Genomic DNA, 19,074 nt, shown 5'->3' on the forward strand with positions numbered 1-19,074 from the left:
TTTACTTTTTAATACCCAAAAAATTCGAAGTTACAAGGAATTTGTAACATAAGTCTTTGTTAGACTCAACCAAAGCTAAAATTGACACTGTGGTTGTTTCCATAAAATTCTTTCAAAAGCAATTTATTGTGATCCTTACCTTAAGTATTTGACAAAGGAAGTAAATACATAAAGGTTTAAAAATTCAATAAATTATAGAATTATCCAACATTCCCTATGATACAGTTAGAATCATTAATTTAGATAAACTACAGTAATTAGGCTATACTTAAAAAAGAACTTATACATTAAAAATTAAATACATATCCTAAACAAATTGAACTGAGTGATTTGTTGAATTGGTGTGTTATTCCGGAGAGCTCTATCCAAATAAGGCTTGTGTATAAGCCTCGAAACCTGGTTAAAGCTGATTTTGAGAACTAAGATATATCCTTTCAAACTTGAAACAACCACATTTTATGGAACACCTTACTAAACCTCAATTTTTCTTTGATATTGCTGTTGATAAACCACTATACCAATTATTTACTTATCAATACCATCAAGACATACCACTGGGTTCTAGAGTAATCATACCTTTTGGCACTCAAAAAGTCACAGGTATTGTTATTCATCAAAACGCCCATCCTAAAATCCAACTACATAAAATTAAATCTATCGAACAAGTTCTAGACGCCCAATCTGTCTTTTCACCAGAATGGATTGCACTTATTAAATTTACTGCCACTTATTATCTATACCCCATAGGACAGGCTTTTTTTAGTACACTTCCGATAGATTTGAAACAAAATAAATCCATTCAATACCCTGAAAAACCTTTGTTATATCAATTTAATCAAAACATACAAAATGAAAAACCACCACAAGCAAGACACCAAGCTCTCTTGTCTTTGTGGAATGCCTTAAAAAATAGTTTTATTTCTTTAGATGAGGCAATATACCTACATCCTAATGCCAGATCTTATTTAAAAAAATATCAAACTAAAGGTTTATTACATACTAAAACTTCAAATTATTTTAACCACTGGGAGTATCGTAGCAAAAGACTTAACCAAGAACAGACAATAGCCAGTCAAACTGTTATCAAGCATATAAACCAATTTAAGTGCTTTCTTTTATTTGGTATTACTGGTAGTGGTAAAACTGAATTGTATTTCGAACTAATCAATCGAATCATCCAAGAAAAAAAACAAGTTTTAATGTTACTGCCTATAATCAATCTCACTCCACAATTTTTTTCTCGTGTAAAAGAAACATTTCCACAAGCAAATATTGCTATATTACATAGTAAAATTGCTAAACGACAACGCCTAGGGAATTATCTAAATGCCAGCAACGGAACCGCACAAATTATCATAGGTACTCGACTTTCAATTTTTACACCAATAAAAAATTTGGGCTTAATTATTGTGGATGAAGAACATGATGATTCCTTTAAGCAAGAAAATGACTTGCGATATAACGCGAGAGATTTAGCCATCTGGCGTGCACAAAAAAATAACTGCCCTATTGTATTGGGTTCTGCCACACCTAGTTTAGAAAGCTGGTATAACGTATCTCAAAAAAAATACCAATTAATAACTTTAACCAATAGAGCTATTTCACAAGCTCATTTACCAGACATTCATTTAATTTCAACCAAAGATAAAATTTTGCATGAAGGATTTACTGATGAAGTATTGGATCAAATAAAAAATAATCTATTAAAAAAAGAATTAACTCTCATCTATTTAAATCGTAGAGGTTACGCCCCAGCTATCGTATGCCTAGACTGCGGTCATGTTATACAGTGTCGTTATTGTAGTGCAAAAATGGTTTATCATAAACAACAACAACGTTTAAAATGCCATCATTGTGAATATGAACAAACAATCCCGACTTCCTGTCCCAAATGTGGCAATCAAGATTTAACATCTCTTGGCATGGGCACAGAACGTGTGGAACAATTTCTTCAAGATTACTTGCCCACTGCCAACATTACTCGAGTTGATAGCGATACCATTGCCAATAAAAATGCTTGGACTGATATTTATGAAGGTGTGCTGAATAATGAAATTGATATTCTGATTGGCACACAAATTCTCGCTAAAGGTCATGATTTCAAGAACCTCAGCCTTGTTGTCGTCATCAATGCTGATGATAGCTTATTTAGTGCTCACTATAGAGCTACTGAAAAGTTATTTAGTGAGCTCATACAAGTTTCGGGTCGTGCAGGCAGAAATAAAATAAAAGGACGAGTTTTAGTTCAGACCAAATTCCCAGAACATCCATTATTTCAAGCATTAAAAAAACACAACTACCCTGAATTTGCAGAACAGCAATTATCAGAACGCTTATTATTAGGTTTCCCACCTAAATCACATCGTATTGTTATTAAGGCAGAACATGTTGATTTTAATATGGCGGAAGCTTTCTTGAAAGAACTGACCCAAGCCATTACTCCTGAGCCTGAAGTAACTATTATTGGACCGCTACCAATGACTATGCTGAAAATTGCTAATCGAGAACGAGCTATTTTGTATTTTGAATCAGAAAACAGAGCCAAGCTCCATCAGACTGTAAAAAGAACAATCACTCAATTAATGTCTTTACAAAATAATTACCGAACCCTAAAATGGATCATCGATGTTGATCCCCATGAAATATGATATGGACTTTTTAAGTTTAGTACGCTCTTTATTACTCATTTTACTTTGCACTATTCCTCACACTGCCTACACAGTTGACTTTGGACGAATCCAACCTGATGAAGTAGCTTATTATGTACAAGATCTACAAACAGGCGAAGTTTTGGCACAACATCAAGAGAATACACCTATGAGTCCAGCTTCAACTATGAAACTAGTCACTTCTTTTGCCGCCTTTACAGTCTTGGGCAAGGATTATCAATGGATCACCTCTTGGAGCTCTGATGCACCTATACATAATGGTAACCTATTAGGTGACTTATACTGGAAAGGAACCAATGATCCAGTTTTTGATCAGAAAGATTTAACCAGTATGCAAATTCAATTAATTGAAAAAGGAATTTACAATATCCAAGGTAATCTAGTACTAGATAAAAGCCTACAAAAGGAAGTTAATACCAGCCATGGTTTTGATAAAGATAAGAATAAAAGTTTTACTACGCCACCTGATCCACACAATTTGGCTTATAAAGTAGTATGGCTGTATTATTATCTTAACAGCCAAAATCAACCAACCATTGGAATAAATCCCCCTCTACCATCCAATATGACGAATATACAAGTCACCTCCAACCCTACCATAAAAGACTGTGCCAGTATAAGTTCTTATTTATATACTAAATGGGATGGACAACAATTAAATATTAAAGGCAATATCCCCCCAAGCTGTGTGGGAGAATCCGCCTATATTAATATTTTTGATATTAATCAATTTGTCAAATATAGCTTTATTTCTCATTGGCAAAAACTAGGCAATATAGGCCCAAAAGATGTCTTGATTGGACATGAACCTATCATCACTAAAATATTAGCTATCAACTACTCCCCTAAATTAAGTCATATTATTAAAAATATGAATAAATATTCAAACAATCTCATCGCTCGTAGTATTTTTTTAGAAATTGGTAAAAAGACTAACCTTCCTTCTGCCCAAGCAATTACTAGAACGCTTCAGAAAGCTGACATTAGTACTGAACATTTTTTTATAGAAAATGGCTCTGGCCTGTCTCGTGTTAGTCAAGTCACTACAAAAATGCTGGGGCAAATTTTATACGCTAGTTATTTTTCATCTTTCAAATATGAATTTATTGATAGTTTACCTATTGCTGGTATCGATGGCACTCTAAAAAGACGTTTGAAAACCATGCCTAACTTACATTTAAAAACAGGCAATCTAGATAATGTACATGCTTTAGCAGGCTATAAGCTCCCATCACAAAATCATGAGCATCCCATATCTATTGCTATTATTGTAAATAAAAAACATAATACTAATCTTATTAATGGCGACTTAGATCAATTATTAGTTTCTATTTTGAAAGATGTTTCTGAACAACATAATATGCAAGCACCCCAATCCCTAAAATAAAGCTGATATAATCAAGTGCTGTAATTTTAATGACTATTTTAATAAAGGATGAGACATGAGCAATGAAACTCGAGATAATAATCAGATAGATTCTCAAGAGGGGAGTGTTTTTAATATTGAAAAATTATACATTAAAAATATTTCATTAGAGTCACCCCATTCTCCTAAAGTTTTTTTTGAAAATATACAACCAACAATTGATGTCAAATTTAATATTAATTCCCAGAAAATAGATGAATCTCTCTATGAAAATGTAATTACCACTACTGTTACTGCTAAAGTAGATAATAACGTAGTCTTCTTGTGTGAAGTGTCTCAAAGTGGAATTTTTAGACTTGAAAATATTGATGCACAATCGACCGATTTTCTATTAAACGTCTCTTGCCCATCTATTCTATTTCCATACCTACGTGAAGCAGTTTCTGATACTATTATTCGTGCTGGTTTTCCACCAATTTATCTAGCACCAATGAATTTCGATGCCATGTACCAGCAACAATTGGAACAAGTTGGTAATGCTTAAATAAAAATAAGAAACTGCTCATCTTGAGCAGTTTCTTAGTTAAAAATTCTGTATTTATCTTTCTACAAAAGTGAGTTGGATAAAATAACCATCGCTACTAAAAAATAAATAACCAACCCGGTCACATCTACCAAAGTGGCAACAAATGGCGCTGAAGCAGTTGCAGGATCTAATCTGAACGATTTTAATATAAATGGAATCATAGCACCTACTATTGTTCCCCATAAAGCTACACCAATCAATGCAACAGCCACTGTTAGACCCAATAAACCAAAATACTCTCCATAATCAAACCACCCCAGATGCTGCCATGTCTCTATCCTTAAAAACCCGATAATGGCTAGCGTTAAACCAAGCATCAACCCCATTATTGTTTCTCGACGTAAAACAAAGAGCCAATCTTTTAATGTTATTTCTTCCAATGCCAGTGCTCGTATAATTAAAGTTGATGCCTGTGAACCTGTATTACCTCCACTAGAAATAATCAGGGGAATAAATAAAGCCAATACAATAGCACGTTCTAGTTGATGTTGAAAATAACCCATAGCATTAGCGGTTATTGTTTCACCTATAAACAAAATAATTAACCAGCCCGCTCTTTTTTTATAAAGATTAAATAAAGAAATATTCACATATGGTGTTTCCAATGCTTCCACTGCTCCATATTTCTGAGCATCTTCTGTCATTTCTTCTGTAATAACATCAATGATATCATCGGATGTAACAATACCAACTAATACACCAGTATCAGTAATCACGGGTAGGGCCGAACGATCATACTTTTTAAACTCTTGTGCACCCAATTCCTGAAGCATAGTAGTGGGCAAAGCTTTAAAACTATAATCACATAATTCAGAAACTAATGTACCTGGCTCCGCCATCAAAAATTTTCCAATCGGAATATCATCCAATAAAACACTATTATCATCTACTACATAGACAATGTTGAGTGTTTCAACAATCTTCCCATAGCGTTTAATGTGATCGAACACACGCTCTACTGTCCAGCCTTCTTTTACACGAATATAAAATGGTGTCATAATTCGTGCAACAGAGTTCTCAGGATAACCCAATAACTTTAAAGCAACATCTCTTTGCTTTTTACCTAATAAATTAATAGTCTCTTTAATTAATTCATCTGGTAAATCGAGAAAAAACTCTGTTCTATCATCTGGAGCCATCATATTTAATATTTCTTTGGTCTCTTCTGTACCTAATGCCTCTATAATTTCTCTTTGCAAAACTGAATTTAAATAACTAAATACTTCAACCTTTAATTCTTTAGGCAGACAATAAAAGTTGAATAACCTATCTTTCTGATCCAATTCTACTAATTTTTCTGCAATATCATTAGGATGCATATTTTTTTCCATATCTGCAAAAATACCACGCATAGCTTAATCCTAAAAATTATCGTTAAACGAAAATCAAGTTAGCTTGAAAATAAGCCCACTATGCTAACACATCCTTCACACAAAGTATCAATTTATTAATAAAAAGATAAAATTATTGTGATATAAAGTAGCAATTTAACATAGTTAACTGGTTATATAATGATTATGAACCAAAAAATTAAAATATTACCTACAAAAATCAATACCCATTAATCTTAGCCTGATTGAGCAGATGCATTACAAGTACCAAAAACGCCAAAAGCCTTGTACGCTAAATTTTAATGAAAATAGCATCAATACTTTGTCTTATGGATATATTTCTTAATATTTTCTGTTAAACATTGTTTTACTAAATATTTGGCTTCATTAAATATACAATATCTTACTAATAGGGGGGGGGGAAATTTATTATTTAAAAATTTATGTACGAAATGTGAATGTATATATTCACATGTCCCCCTACAATTAGGGTTTGTTCACTCACTGATTGATGTTAATTTATACACAACGTTATAAACCAAGTCACTACTACTCCCTGCTTCACTGTAAGTGAACCACTTCCTCTAAACTAACGCTATAGAGTGAGCTTCGTGCGACTCATATAGATTTTCTTTTCATCTATCTATACCTTTCACTACAACACCATCGCCTAATGGTATTGTTGTAGGAGCACTCTTGACACACATCGCAATCCCTGTGATATTGGCTAAGGCTAATTATAACAAATACACAGATAATCAAAAACAAAAGACTATTGCAGTTCTTTGAACGACTTGCTATCCATATCCACCTAAGCTGATGCTATATTCCGCAGTGTTTGTTAAATTTTTTAAGCGCAAGCTAACGCTTAATTTAATATTTTATGGTACATGAACAAAAATATCATTTAAAGACATATCAAACTCATTTATATTATTTGATTATTTTGGTATGAATAAATATTCATAATTAGGAGTTTCTAGTTCTTACGATTTTTATCGAGGGAAATACTAAATAAAGACATCAACCAATAATTGGGGGACTTTACAAAATCAATTCATTTCTTTAACATTTGATTCAATGAAGTTTATTTCATTTTCATCTAAATTATATTTTAAATATAGTTGTTTATCTATCTCAGTAATGTCCTTATCCCAATCTATATCTGATGGACTTATAAAACTTTGAATTGGAACCTTTTTCCATTTATCTTTTAGGTTATCTTGAGTTATTTTTAATATACCCAACATTGTTCTAGCAAACTTACTTTTGAGATATTTTAAAGCATTTTCTGCCTCAATTTGAGTATTAAATGCACCAATAGATATAAATGTTTGAGTAAATCCCAATAACGGTTTCCCTACCGTTGGAGAGCTAAGAACCTCTCCTAAAGAACCACTACCATTAGCTTTAGGTAAAATAACCTTCCATTTATCAAATCCATAAGGTTCGTTAATATAATCCTTACGTATGTAGCGAATCACTCTTTTATTTTCATAGCGTCCTAGGATTGCAATATACTCATAACCATCATTTGGTTTATTCACAAAAAATACAATATTATTTAATGTAGAAAAAACTCCTGTTCCAACAGTATTGGTAGATAATTTACTTCTAAGGTCAGGGTAATCCTTATAGATTTTAGTAGTAAATTTATATATACCTTGTGCTGATATAATTGTGTCTAAAGTATCTATTGTTAAATTTGTAACTTTCCTCACAATACTGCTTAATTCTTCAAACACAGTAAAGGTTCCAATTTCATCTCCAATCGCTCTAAAATTTTTACTATTATCCCTATATAATATGGCAACCCCACCCTTTATATCTGTATTGGGAAATAATTTTGATGAATCTTGCTCATAAAATTCAACTTTAATATGCTTATCTGAAAGCATTTTTTTATTCCAACTCTTATTTGTACTACCCGCATTAAATAAAAATCTAGCGGGAGAAATTAAACAGTATTTTCCCCCAATTTTTTCGGATAGATCATAAAAATAGTTATAAATGGGATTATCTCTGGTATTTTCTTTGCTTTGATGATAAGGTGGATTGCCTACAACAACATCAAACTTCATTTCTTATCTCCAAATAACGCATCACATTCTATCTCAAAATTCTGTACTAGATTCTTTTCTGAATCATATAAGGATTTCGCAATCTCAGTAACACATCATCCTGATTGCACAATACAAGCAAAAATTTTATTCACATTACTAAAATACTAATATTCTCCTGTCAATCATTAGCTTCACTACTTTCTTTGAGTGTAAAAACTTGATTGATTTTTTGAATAGAAATATAGTCAAAAATATACTTATTCTGAATGAAATCAAAATAGTTAACCAACTCAACCTATTTTTCAATCCACTGAATACAGACTTATCAACGAATTGATATTTATTTCTTAGTAACCTGAATTTCTTGGGGGAACACCGACCACACCCGAATACTTTCATTAAAATTTTATTGAACATGGATAAAATTGTATCTAATTTACCTGTAGCCATCAAGAAAGAAGTAATGATCCTGCAAAATTTGTCATCTTGCCCAAATATCATCTTTTCTACTGGGTTTTATTATATTAGCTTCATCTTTTTCTGAGTCAATAGTTGATTCTTCTTTAAATTAGTATCAATATTGTTGACTTTGTCTTCAAAATATCTTTAGCCTTTATAATGTTATAATGGCTTTTAGCAATGACTTTCTTCAATTCGACTGTATCTTCATTTCTTGGATAATTTTTAGATACCAGTCTGTTGTTAAATATACTCAATATTTGGCTAGATAATTTTAACTGATTGTGAACCATATCCTCTGTAAATTTAGTAGACCACAAGAAGATATGTTACCATCAGATGATTTAATTACCGCAGTAACCATAATTTTCTTATCAATTTTTTACCAGAATTAGCCTCATTTTGAAAAAGTAAGAGACTTCCCTATTGCTTACCTGAACTGCTTGAATATCAATTTGGCTGCGCCTGATGTTGTTTTACCAACATCTACATAAGTGATAGACTCTAAAATCACATAAACTTCCAGACGTAAAATACATGACAGGCTTGGGGAACAATAGACTCGATATAAATCCACAGTATGCTACTTAATGAGACTTTATCTCTATAGGAAGCATCATAACTTGATGAAATCAATTTAATCACCCCCCTCTCATTGTATTTAACAATAAAATGGAAAGAAATTCAGTAATAATTTGACATTATCTTAAAATTATTTAAACACACCAAATATCATAGGCATAAACCTTATAATTAAACCATTCACTATTTTTGCCTTGAGACCCCCTGATAATATACCGGATATAAGTATGAAATTATTTGTCTTTAACCCTTGCGTCGAAATAGAAGATTTCTCTGATACCTCCCATAACTTAGATACTTGAGATTAATTGCTATGGTTTTAGTTGACTTGAGTATACGCTCATGCATATTCTTAGACCTTGAGGTATATCAGATAATGAATCAATATAAGTTTATTGATAAATAGTCCTGGTTATTTTCATTTCAGTGCTATTCCTCTTACATACTTATCTCTTTGTCAAAAAACTCCATCTTATTTGTATTCCAATTCATTATTTTCACACGCTTTCCATTGTTATGTGTAATTGATGGAGAATCATAATTTTTGGTAAAAGGGTTTAATTGTGTCTCAGTTTCAAGCGTATCCATATCAGATAAAGGAACAATATACTTAATGCCATCCATTTGAAATACATTGTAGCTGATGATTTCAGCAATATGCTTAAAATTCTCATAAGAAGGCTTTTCTTTCCATTTTGCAACATAGTAATCACAATAAGTATAAAGAAGATTCTCACGAGCTAATAGAAGGGAATCACCATTCCATTCAAATCCATAAGAAGCCTGATAAGCGAGGATAGCAAAGCTATGCCACTCCAATTTATCATTAATTTCAGAAGAAATTCGTTTTAGTTTACGATCTATAAAGCCCTCTCGCTCACCAATAGGTAAGATCTCCCCAGTGTACATATCATAGCGAGTCGCCATATAGGGACCTTCACCACAAGTAATTTCTAGCCAGATTCTTGATATATAGGTTTTTACATCATCATTTAAGTAATCTTTTTCAACTGTATCATTTTGCCTTTTTACAATCCATGTTGGCGTAAAAACCTCAGCCTTGGCTCTTGTTCTTTTTTTTTGAATGTCTTGTGATTTCAATGCTCTAGGCATAATAAGACGCTCCATTTTTCCAGCAATGAGCGCAGGTTTTATTTGAGCAGTTGGCGCATAGCACTCAGAACCATGTTCGATATAGTTATTATTAGCCCAAATAATGTTTTTAATCATTTTCTTAGTTGATTTTGTTCTATCGATTAAAAGTACTTTAAGAATCTCAGGCATTTTTTTACGAATGAAATTTTCTGAAATATCTACTGACATTTTGTGATTTAAGCTAATAATTTCATTTAACATAATTATTATCCAAAAATTTTTCTATTGATACAGAATATTTTACTCTATTCAATTTAAATAACATTTTTCAAGTCTATTTCCTGTCAACATCTCTAGTCTGTACCCAAACTGGGTTAGGATATGAACATAATTGATATTTAAAAGTACAAAATAAAGTACAAAACGTTCAATCCTATATTCATCATACGTATAGGATGCATAGCTACTTTTTTGGTGAAAGTATATTTTAACTCTTAATTGTTTTTCTTCTGCTATATTTCTTTAGTTTTAACTTAGATTAGCATATATATTTGATCGTTCATCAATCACAAGAGAAAGCCTAGGCTATAGGTATAAGTATTTCCACTCTCAATAAAAGATAAAGTAATAGACTGTGGAATAATTTCATGTATATGATTACAAATAATTCAATACAGTAAAAATCACATGCCAAAACCAATTTATAAGGAATGCTCATCCCGTTCTAAAAGAGATATGGTCGGATACCTCCATACAAATTGGGTTTAATTTTTAAAATCTATTGATAAACATTTATTTTTTACAAAATCCAACCCTTATTTCTTGTTCCACAAATAATTTGCACAACTATTTCTTGGTACTCATAAATTGATTTAGGGTTTTCATACCACAAAAATGGAACCAATCCTTTCGTTCAGTGTATGATTAATTATGACATTTATTTCTAGTTTTACGTCCGAGAATTTGTCGAAAATACACTTGATTTTACAATGGAAAATTAATTTACTCTTTTTTGATTATTGCTCAATGAACAATGTTGAAATTATCAACGTAGTTAAGATAGAAAAGAAACCAAATATTAAAAAATTCCAGATACCATTAAACGTAACTCCTGTCAAAAAAGTTTTCATTGATTTAGATGAAACAAAAATATTACAAGAGCTTGTTAAAGTTACAAAAAATTTTGATTTAAGGTACCCAAAAGCCAATCAACATTGAATCTGATCTATCATTTACCCTATAAATACTATGCCTATGGACTTGTGCCCCCAATCGATAAGAGTAAAATCAGGATGGATATATAAGCCCAAGATAATTCATGGTAATAATCTATGCTTTTTCGATATTAGCTCATTTATTCTGTTTCTTGAAAATTTTTTTCCAAAAGATATTTGCAACTGATCCCTTATTGATTCACTGGTTTCACGGCTTTTACCTAGCTCTTTACACCAAAGATGCACTTAAAATTACAGCAATCATTTAACCAATACTGCGGAATTATCCAACTATAGACTTAACTTAGGTGGAGATAAATAGCAAATAGTTCAAAGAACTACAATAGTCTTTTTTTGATTATTTTTTGTATTTATTATAATTAGCTTTGGCCGATATCGCAGAGACCGCGATGTGTGTAGAGAGTTATCCCGTGTTGTAGCGAAAGGTGTAGATGAAAATTTATATGAGTCACACGAAGCTCACTCTATAGGCGTTAGCTTTAGAAGGAGTAGCTCACTTCCTAAAATATACATGAGATCGTGTTTGTCATTTTTTTCTGCCTTATTTTCCCCTAAACCTAATTTGGCATATATAGTATTAATTTTAGAATCTTGTTCCTGTACTTTCCTACTAATAGTTTCTATTCCCTCTTGTATCTTTTTGGCGGCTTCTAAAATCTCGTTTTCTGCGATTTTGTCTACTTGCTGATACCATAACTCAAGTTTCTCATGATTAGCCAAAGTATCATCGATTTCCCAACCTTTACCTTTTCGCCAAAATGCATCTGTAAACAATACCTTAAAATGATTCTTATGTTCAAATTTAACGTCTACAAATATCTTTTTTACCCTCATATTTTTCACCAAAATATAATATTTATCTATTTTAACAAAAAAATAACCATAAATTTAACTTCATCTATTGACATTAAAGACATTATTTTGATAGAAATAACGAATATTATGAAAATGATAATATTTATCATTTTCATAATATTTAATCAAAACATAATAAATATCACTTATTAAAGGGTTAAGAAAATGTCAATCAAACATCATATTAAATACACATATTTTGTAATTTTACCACAGTTGACATTTGCCGTTGAAAAAACAACGAAGGGTGGATTAGTAGATGCAACCCAAACTATGGTAGGTAAAATACGAGCAACAATTACAACTCTTGTGACTGGATTATCTGCCATTGCCTTTCTATGTGGGCAGAAAGACTTGGGGTGATATTTTAAAATCTTGTTTATGGATCGTGGGCATGTTGATGGTAATTGTATTGACTAACTGGCTTTTCCCATATCAAATATAATGAGCTTCCCTTAATGATGTTTTGGATCGCAACTACTTGTTGGCAACACCAGTTAAACCACCAGATTTACATTTCTAGTGTTACCTGTCATAAGTTTTGTTCTTACTGGTTTGTTGAGTGATAGTTCTTTCCCGTATTTTGGAGGAATAAGTCTGAGCTCAAGCTATTTACATAATGAATATGCTTGGTAAAACTAATCGTCTGCTTTTTTATACAGAAATTATGGATAGATGGGTATTTACAAAACCCTTTTTAATCCAAAAAAGAATTTTTGATTCTTTTCTAAGCAAAAAAAAGAATTTCAAATGAGCGAATACACCAAAATAAAAATATCAAATCATCTTCTATCTTAACTCCAAAGTACATCCATCCGAACCATTAAGTGGTTCTGATGCGTATTAGACTCAAATCAGACGAAAATGTAATACTCATTACCTATATGCTTTGTCTAATTACGGTGGCTTTAACATTTTTCTACCACACAAAAAAAATACTGTTTTTAAACTACTTTAAATAAACAAAAAGAAAAGATTTGATCCTCTAATTAGGTAGAGAACAACAGAATAAGGTTTTTGTTAGTTAAATTTAAGGAAAAAAGATGCAATGAATACTTAAGTTAATCTAAATAAACACTTTGGAAATAAGCTATTAACCCGATATGATGGAATCACTTATCCATTTCAATATACTAAAGAAAAATAAGCGCTGAAAATAGACTCCAACGCTTCATGCTGATTCGAAAATTGACTCACTACCCATGGTGAGGGATAAAATGCAAGCAAAGTACCAGACAAATGCCTAAAATTTATTCTCATGATTCTATATACCCAAAGTAGTAAAATTATATTACCATTGAAAGATAATTGTTTTAAGAAAGGTATTTTATGAAATGGTCTGATATTAACGATATCGCAACCTATCTAGCCGACCAACACCCCGAAATAGAACCCCAACAAATTAGATTTAGCCAACTTAGAAAACTAATTTTGGAAATACCTGAATTTGATGATAAACCTGAATACTGTGGTGAAAGAATTTTAGAAGCTGTACAACAGGCTTGGATTGATGAAGTGAGTTAATTTCCCTTTATTTAATTTCGTGTGGATTTAACCGTGCATTATCTTCTGACCCCAGTCCCAGCAATCGTCTCAGATGAGTAACGTATTCATTCACATCAAAACCAGTACCTGAGCGTTGTGCTTTCCAAATCATTTCTACCAAAGCATCCATCATTTTGTCTTCTGCCAAGACCCAGTCACCCTCTTGTTCGCATAGTTGTTGATGTAGTGTTGCAATTCCTCGGGGTTGATCAATGGAAACTTGCTCCTGAATCGACAAATGTAAGGATAAATGCAAAAATGGATTCGTTTGCCCTAACTCTGGTGACCAAACAAAATCAATGTAGTCCTCTACACGTTCCAAATATGGCTGATATTCAGGATGTGCTAAGATAATCCTAAGTGCCATTTTTTCCATGGGCTCTAATAACATATCAAATCGATGATGCCACACATGAGAAAAAAAACGACGCACATCCTGCGAATTTACATTAAACATCAATTACTCACAATTTCAATACCAAAGCCCTGCAACCCAACAAAATTAGCAGCAGTACCCATCACTTTCATCTTTTTCACGCCTAAATGAGCTAAAATCTGCGCACCTACACCATAACTCTTAGTATCCCAACCTACTGACTTATTACCATCCTTTTCCATTAATACTCGCTCTAAAATATCTTTACTATCAAAACCACGATGTAAAAATACAGCCACCCCCGCTTCACTACTGGCAATTTTTTCTAAAACATCAGGTAAATAAAATGAATGATTGGGATTGGGACTTAAGAAATCCAAGAAATTAATACCATCATGAACCCTCACCAATACTTCCCTGTCAGGTATGATTTCACCTTTAACTATAGCAAAATGTATTTCATCAGACACAGTATCTTGATAAATATGTAGCTCAAATCTGCCCCACAGTGTGTTAATCTCCCGTATACCTTTTTCTATGATGAGTTGCTCATGTTGATTCCGATAAGCAATTACATCAGCAATGGTCGCAACTTTAATACCAAACTCTTCTGAGAAATCTAATAACTCTGGCATTCTTGCCATGGTACCATCCTTATTCATCACCTCACAAATGACTGCCCCTGCTCTTAAGCCTGCCATTTTTACTAAATCAACCCCTGCTTCTGTATGCCCTGCTCTGACTAATACTCCGCCTTTTTCTGCTTTTAAGGGGAAAATATGACCAGGTTGCACAATATCTTCTGGTTTTGCTACAGGATTAATGGCTGTTAAAATAGTAGTTGCTCTATCTTGAGCAGATATTCCTGTAGTAATCCCCTCTCTGGCCTCAATAGAAACAGTGAAGTTGGTTCGATGTCTGGCTTCATTTTTATCTGTCATCAAAGGCAATTGAAGCCGATTGGCAATTTCAGCAGAGATAGGCATACACACCAATCCCCGTGCATGTGTAATCATGAAATTAATAGCCTCAGGTGTCACAAACTGTGCTGCCATTAATAGATCACCTTCATTCTCCCGATTTTCATCATCGGTCAAAATAACCATCCTCCCTTGCTTGATATCCTCAATAATCTCAGGAATAGTGGATATGCTTGCCATAAAATCCTCTCTATTTATATTTTCACACATAATTTTAATACTAATCACTCAATAACTAAAGTCAGTTAATAACAAACAATTTTTATCAGTTAACAAGTATCTCATTATCAGTTAGAATATCGCTTGTATTTTAGTATTTTGTCGAATAGCCTTTAAAAAATCATGACTAAATTTATTTTTGTTACTGGAGGTGTGATCTCATCTCTAGGTAAAGGAATTGCTGCTGCTTCAGTAGCAACCATACTCGAATCTCGTGGTTTAGATGTAACCATGATTAAATTGGATCCCTATATCAATGTTGATCCCGGCACCATGAGCCCTTTTCAACATGGTGAGGTTTTTGTCACAGAAGATGGTGCGGAAACTGACTTGGATTTAGGGCATTATGAACGGTTTATTCGCCCTACTATGTCCAAAAAAAATAATTTTACAACAGGACAAGTTTACGAGTCAGTAATTGCCAAAGAGCGAAAAGGTGATTATCTTGGTAGAACTGTGCAAGTTATCCCTCATATTACAGATGAGATTAAAAGAAAAATTCACCAAGGTACTGATAATAAACAAGTAGCTATCGTAGAGATTGGGGGTACGGTCGGTGATATTGAGTCCCTTCCTTTTTTGGAAGCCATTCGCCAAATGCGAAGTCAGCTAGGTCGGCAAAATACATTTTTTATCCACCTATCCTATGTACCTTATATTCCCTCAGCTGGTGAAATAAAAACCAAACCTACTCAACATTCTGTTAAAGAGTTGAGAGAGATTGGCATCCAACCCGATATGCTAATCTGCCGTATGAATCGAGAATTACCTTATGAAGAAAAACAGAAAATTGCCCTTTTTTGTAATGTAGATGAAAAAGCTGTTATCGGTTGTTATGATTCTGATTCTATTTATAAAATACCTCAAATGCTACACAGTCAGGGTATTGATAAAATTATTTGTGAACAACTACAATTCAATGTACAAGAAGCTGATTTAGCTGATTGGAATAAAATTGCCTATGCTATAGACCACCCTAAACATACTGTTAAAATTGCTATGGTTGGGAAATACGTTGATTTAACCGAATCTTATAAATCTCTTTCTGAAGCGCTAGTACATGCTGGAATCCATACAGATACGAAGGTATTAATCGAATATATTGATAGTGAAGAAATTGAAAAAAATAATCTGGATATTTTAAAAGATGCAGATGCTATATTGGTTCCTGGTGGTTTTGGTAATCGTGGAATTGAAGGTAAAATCTCTGCAGTAGAATATGCACGAAAAAATAATATCCCTTTTTTAGGGATTTGCTTAGGGTTACAGATTGCAGTCATCGAATACGCAAGACATGAAGCAAATCTGCCAAATGCAAACTCAACTGAATTTGATATTAAAACACCTTACCCTGTAGTTGGCTTGATTAGTGAATGGTCTGATGCTAAAGGCAATATAGAGAAAAGGGATAATAATGTAGATTTAGGCGGTACTATGCGTCTGGGTGCTCAAACATGTGAACTTGAGCATGGAAGCCTGGCTAAAGAAATCTATCAAATATCCCCAATTAAAGAGCGCCATAGACATCGTTATGAAGTAAATAATCGTTATATAGATGATTTGACAAATGCAGGGCTTCGCATTAGTGGTTATTCCACAGGGCATGAAAAATTAGTAGAAACAATAGAACTACCTAACCACCCTTGGTTTTTTGCCTCCCAATTTCATCCTGAGTTTACTTCTAAACCAAGAGATGGACATCCATTATTTAATTCTTTTATTACTGCTGCCTTAATAAATAAATCAAAAATAAAGGATTTATAGATGAAATTATGTGGTTTTGAAGTTGGTCTAAAGCACCCTTTGTTCGTAATTGCCGGCCCTTGTGTCATTGAAAGCGAACAATTAGCAATAGATACAGCGGGTTATCTGAAAGAAATTACGTCAGTACTTAATATCCCATTTATTTATAAATCTAGTTACGATAAGGCTAATCGCTCTAGTGACCAATCCTTTCGAGGGTTAGGTATTGAAAAGGGATTACATATTTTGTCAAAAATTAAACAACAAATACAAGTTCCTGTATTAACAGATGTTCATACTGAAAAAGAGGTTCCACTTGTTGCAGAAGTGGTTGACGTATTACAGACACCTGCTTTTTTAGCACGCCAAACAGATTTTATCCACACTGTCGCCCAAAGTGGTAAACCTGTTAATATTAAAAAAGGCCAATTTATGGCGCCTAAAGATATGCTACAGGTTATTCAAAAGGCTAGGAATGCAGCACTTGAAATTGGGCTTGAGCCAGATTCTTTCATGGTTTGTGAACGAGGGGCTAGTTTTGGTTACCATAATTTGGTTTCCGACATGCGTAGCTTAATGATTATGCGTGAAACTAAATGCCCAGTTATATTCGATGCAACCCATTCTGTACAACTGCCCGGCGAAAAAGAAACATCATCGGGAGGACGTAGAGAATTTGTACCAATACTGGCTAGAGCAGCAGTTGCATCAGGTATTGCAGGTATTTTTATGGAAACACACCCTAACCCTAAAGTAGCTAAATCAGATGGTCCTAACGCTGTTCCACTAAGTTTTATGAAAGAATTACTATATACTCTGAAAGAAATCGACGCTCTAATTAAACAACAAAGACTGATGGAATATGATTTTTTAGCTTTTGATGCTCAAAATTAACTGGCTTCACCCACATCAAATCCATTCATTAAATCACCTGCATAACAAAGACTAGCCACCACTTCTCGAGCTTTCTTAAATTCATAAGTTTGCACGATACGCCGATAAGTATCACTTGGACGTGAATCTCTCATTGTGTGCCACAAGTCTGTACAATCTCTTAGTTTTAGCCTGTGTGTATTAGCCAATACCGAATCTACTAAATCGGGACGATTGCAGATAAGCAAAATATCGCAGCCTGCTTGTTGAGAAGCCAGTACTCTCTCAACAATATCTCCAACACCACAAGCACCCTCCATAGTTAAGGAGTCAGAGAATATTAACCCCTTAAAATTTAGCTGTTCTCTTAAAATATCCTTTAGCCATATTTTAGAATAACCAGCAGGCATAGTATCAACAGCCGAATAAATAACATGTGCAGGCATAATAGCAGATAGCCCTTTTTTAATCATTTCTGAAAAAATCAATAGATCATTAACTTGTATTGCTTGAAAATCTCGATGATCTTCAGGCAACACACAATGACTGTCAGCTTCTACATAACCATGCCCGGGATAATGTTTACCACATCCTTGCATGCCACCACGCTTAAGACCTTCTATAAAAGAGCCGGTCAATTCAATGACAGTATCTGGATTTGAATGAAAACTTCTATCACCAATGACCCCACTTCTCCCCCAATCTAAATCTAAAACGGGCGTAAAAGAAAAATCAATATTAAGAGCTCTCAATTCAGTTGCCAAAACCCAAGCTGTTAATTGGGCATATTCTAAAGCCCTTTCTCTACTTTGTTCATCATAAATTTTCCCTAATATTCTCATTGCTGGTAAGCGAGTAAATCCATCAATAAAACGTTGAACCCTCCCACCTTCATGATCAACTGCTACTAATAATTCAGGTGATTTAATCTGTTTAATTTCAGAAACTAAATTCTGTATCTGTGAAATTGATTGATAATTTCGTCTAAACAAGATAACCCCACCTATTTCTGGACGTAACAGTCTCCTTTTCTCCCTCTCTGTTAAAGAATAGCCTCCAACGTCAGCCATGATAGGCCCTAAAAAACTTGAACTCAT

The 19,074-nt window shown here is 33.3% G+C and carries 14 protein-coding genes; 7 read left to right on the plus strand and 7 right to left on the minus strand.

The window, feature by feature from the left end; translation table 11 throughout:
- The first annotated feature begins 458 nt into the window (after window positions 1-458).
- From GKC53_03490 to secB, 3 genes are read left to right on the plus strand one after another with little or no spacing between them, the layout of a single operon-like run.
- Window positions 459-2,648, plus strand: a complete 2,190-nt coding sequence (locus GKC53_03490; GenBank protein QRN41204.1) for a primosomal protein N' — start codon at window positions 459-461, stop codon at window positions 2,646-2,648.
- A complete protein-coding gene (gene dacB / locus GKC53_03495) occupies window positions 2,626-4,056 on the plus strand; it encodes a D-alanyl-D-alanine carboxypeptidase/D-alanyl-D-alanine-endopeptidase (GenBank protein ID QRN41205.1) in 1,431 nt (476 codons plus the stop codon). Before GKC53_03490 ends, dacB begins: the two co-directional genes overlap by 23 nt.
- Before the next feature lie 55 nt (window positions 4,057-4,111).
- Window positions 4,112-4,579 carry a protein-export chaperone SecB gene (gene secB, locus GKC53_03500; protein QRN41206.1) on the plus strand — a complete coding sequence of 156 codons (468 nt, stop codon included), beginning with the start codon at window positions 4,112-4,114 and terminating at the stop codon, window positions 4,577-4,579.
- A gap of 62 nt (window positions 4,580-4,641) precedes the next feature.
- Here the strand turns inward: secB and mgtE are convergent, their stop codons facing one another.
- The 4 genes from mgtE to GKC53_03520 all read right to left on the minus strand — a co-directional run bounded on the left by mgtE (window position 4,642) and on the right by GKC53_03520 (window position 12,220).
- Window positions 4,642-5,973 (minus strand): magnesium transporter, encoded by a 1,332-nt coding sequence (gene mgtE, locus GKC53_03505; protein ID QRN41207.1) that lies wholly within the window; start codon window positions 5,971-5,973, stop codon window positions 4,642-4,644.
- Window positions 5,974-7,004: 1,031 nt separating this feature from the next.
- Entirely contained in the window at window positions 7,005-8,033 is a 1,029-nt protein-coding gene (locus tag GKC53_03510) for a DNA/RNA helicase (protein QRN41208.1), read from the minus strand.
- Between the two features lie 1,461 nt (window positions 8,034-9,494).
- Complete coding sequence (locus tag GKC53_03515; protein QRN41209.1) at window positions 9,495-10,412, minus strand: restriction endonuclease; 918 nt, start codon at window positions 10,410-10,412, stop codon at window positions 9,495-9,497.
- Between the two features lie 1,433 nt (window positions 10,413-11,845).
- Entirely contained in the window at window positions 11,846-12,220 is a 375-nt protein-coding gene (locus GKC53_03520) for a hypothetical protein (GenBank protein QRN41210.1), read from the minus strand.
- A gap of 186 nt (window positions 12,221-12,406) precedes the next feature.
- Between GKC53_03520 and GKC53_03525 the strand changes: the two genes are divergently transcribed.
- Window positions 12,407-12,604 carry a hypothetical protein gene (locus GKC53_03525; protein ID QRN41211.1) on the plus strand — a complete coding sequence of 66 codons (198 nt, stop codon included), beginning with the start codon at window positions 12,407-12,409 and terminating at the stop codon, window positions 12,602-12,604.
- Window positions 12,605-13,570: 966 nt separating this feature from the next.
- Window positions 13,571-13,765, plus strand: a complete 195-nt coding sequence (gene iscX, locus GKC53_03530; GenBank protein QRN41212.1) for a Fe-S cluster assembly protein IscX — start codon at window positions 13,571-13,573, stop codon at window positions 13,763-13,765.
- 7 nt (window positions 13,766-13,772) lie between these two features.
- Here the strand turns inward: iscX and GKC53_03535 are convergent, their stop codons facing one another.
- Window positions 13,773-14,243 carry a DUF1841 family protein gene (locus GKC53_03535; protein QRN41213.1) on the minus strand — a complete coding sequence of 157 codons (471 nt, stop codon included), beginning with the start codon at window positions 14,241-14,243 and terminating at the stop codon, window positions 13,773-13,775.
- Window positions 14,243-15,322 (minus strand): 3,4-dihydroxy-2-butanone-4-phosphate synthase, encoded by a 1,080-nt coding sequence (ribB, locus tag GKC53_03540; GenBank protein QRN41214.1) that lies wholly within the window; start codon window positions 15,320-15,322, stop codon window positions 14,243-14,245. Before ribB ends, GKC53_03535 begins: the two co-directional genes overlap by 1 nt.
- A gap of 162 nt (window positions 15,323-15,484) precedes the next feature.
- On the opposite strand from ribB, the gene GKC53_03545 reads away from it, so the two are divergent.
- The gene (locus GKC53_03545) at window positions 15,485-17,125 is read left to right on the plus strand and encodes a CTP synthase (GenBank protein ID QRN41215.1); all 1,641 of its coding nucleotides are present in this window, start codon (window positions 15,485-15,487) and stop codon (window positions 17,123-17,125) included.
- Window positions 17,126-17,998 (plus strand): 3-deoxy-8-phosphooctulonate synthase, encoded by an 873-nt coding sequence (gene kdsA, locus GKC53_03550; protein QRN41216.1) that lies wholly within the window; start codon window positions 17,126-17,128, stop codon window positions 17,996-17,998.
- Here the strand turns inward: kdsA and nagZ are convergent.
- The gene (gene nagZ, locus GKC53_03555) at window positions 17,995-19,074 is read right to left on the minus strand and encodes a beta-N-acetylhexosaminidase (protein ID QRN41217.1); all 1,080 of its coding nucleotides are present in this window, start codon (window positions 19,072-19,074) and stop codon (window positions 17,995-17,997) included. The genes kdsA and nagZ overlap by 4 nt on opposite strands.

It is taken from the genome of Neisseriaceae bacterium (assembly GCA_016864895.1).
Classification (GTDB): domain Bacteria; phylum Pseudomonadota; class Gammaproteobacteria; order Burkholderiales; family Neisseriaceae; genus QFNR01.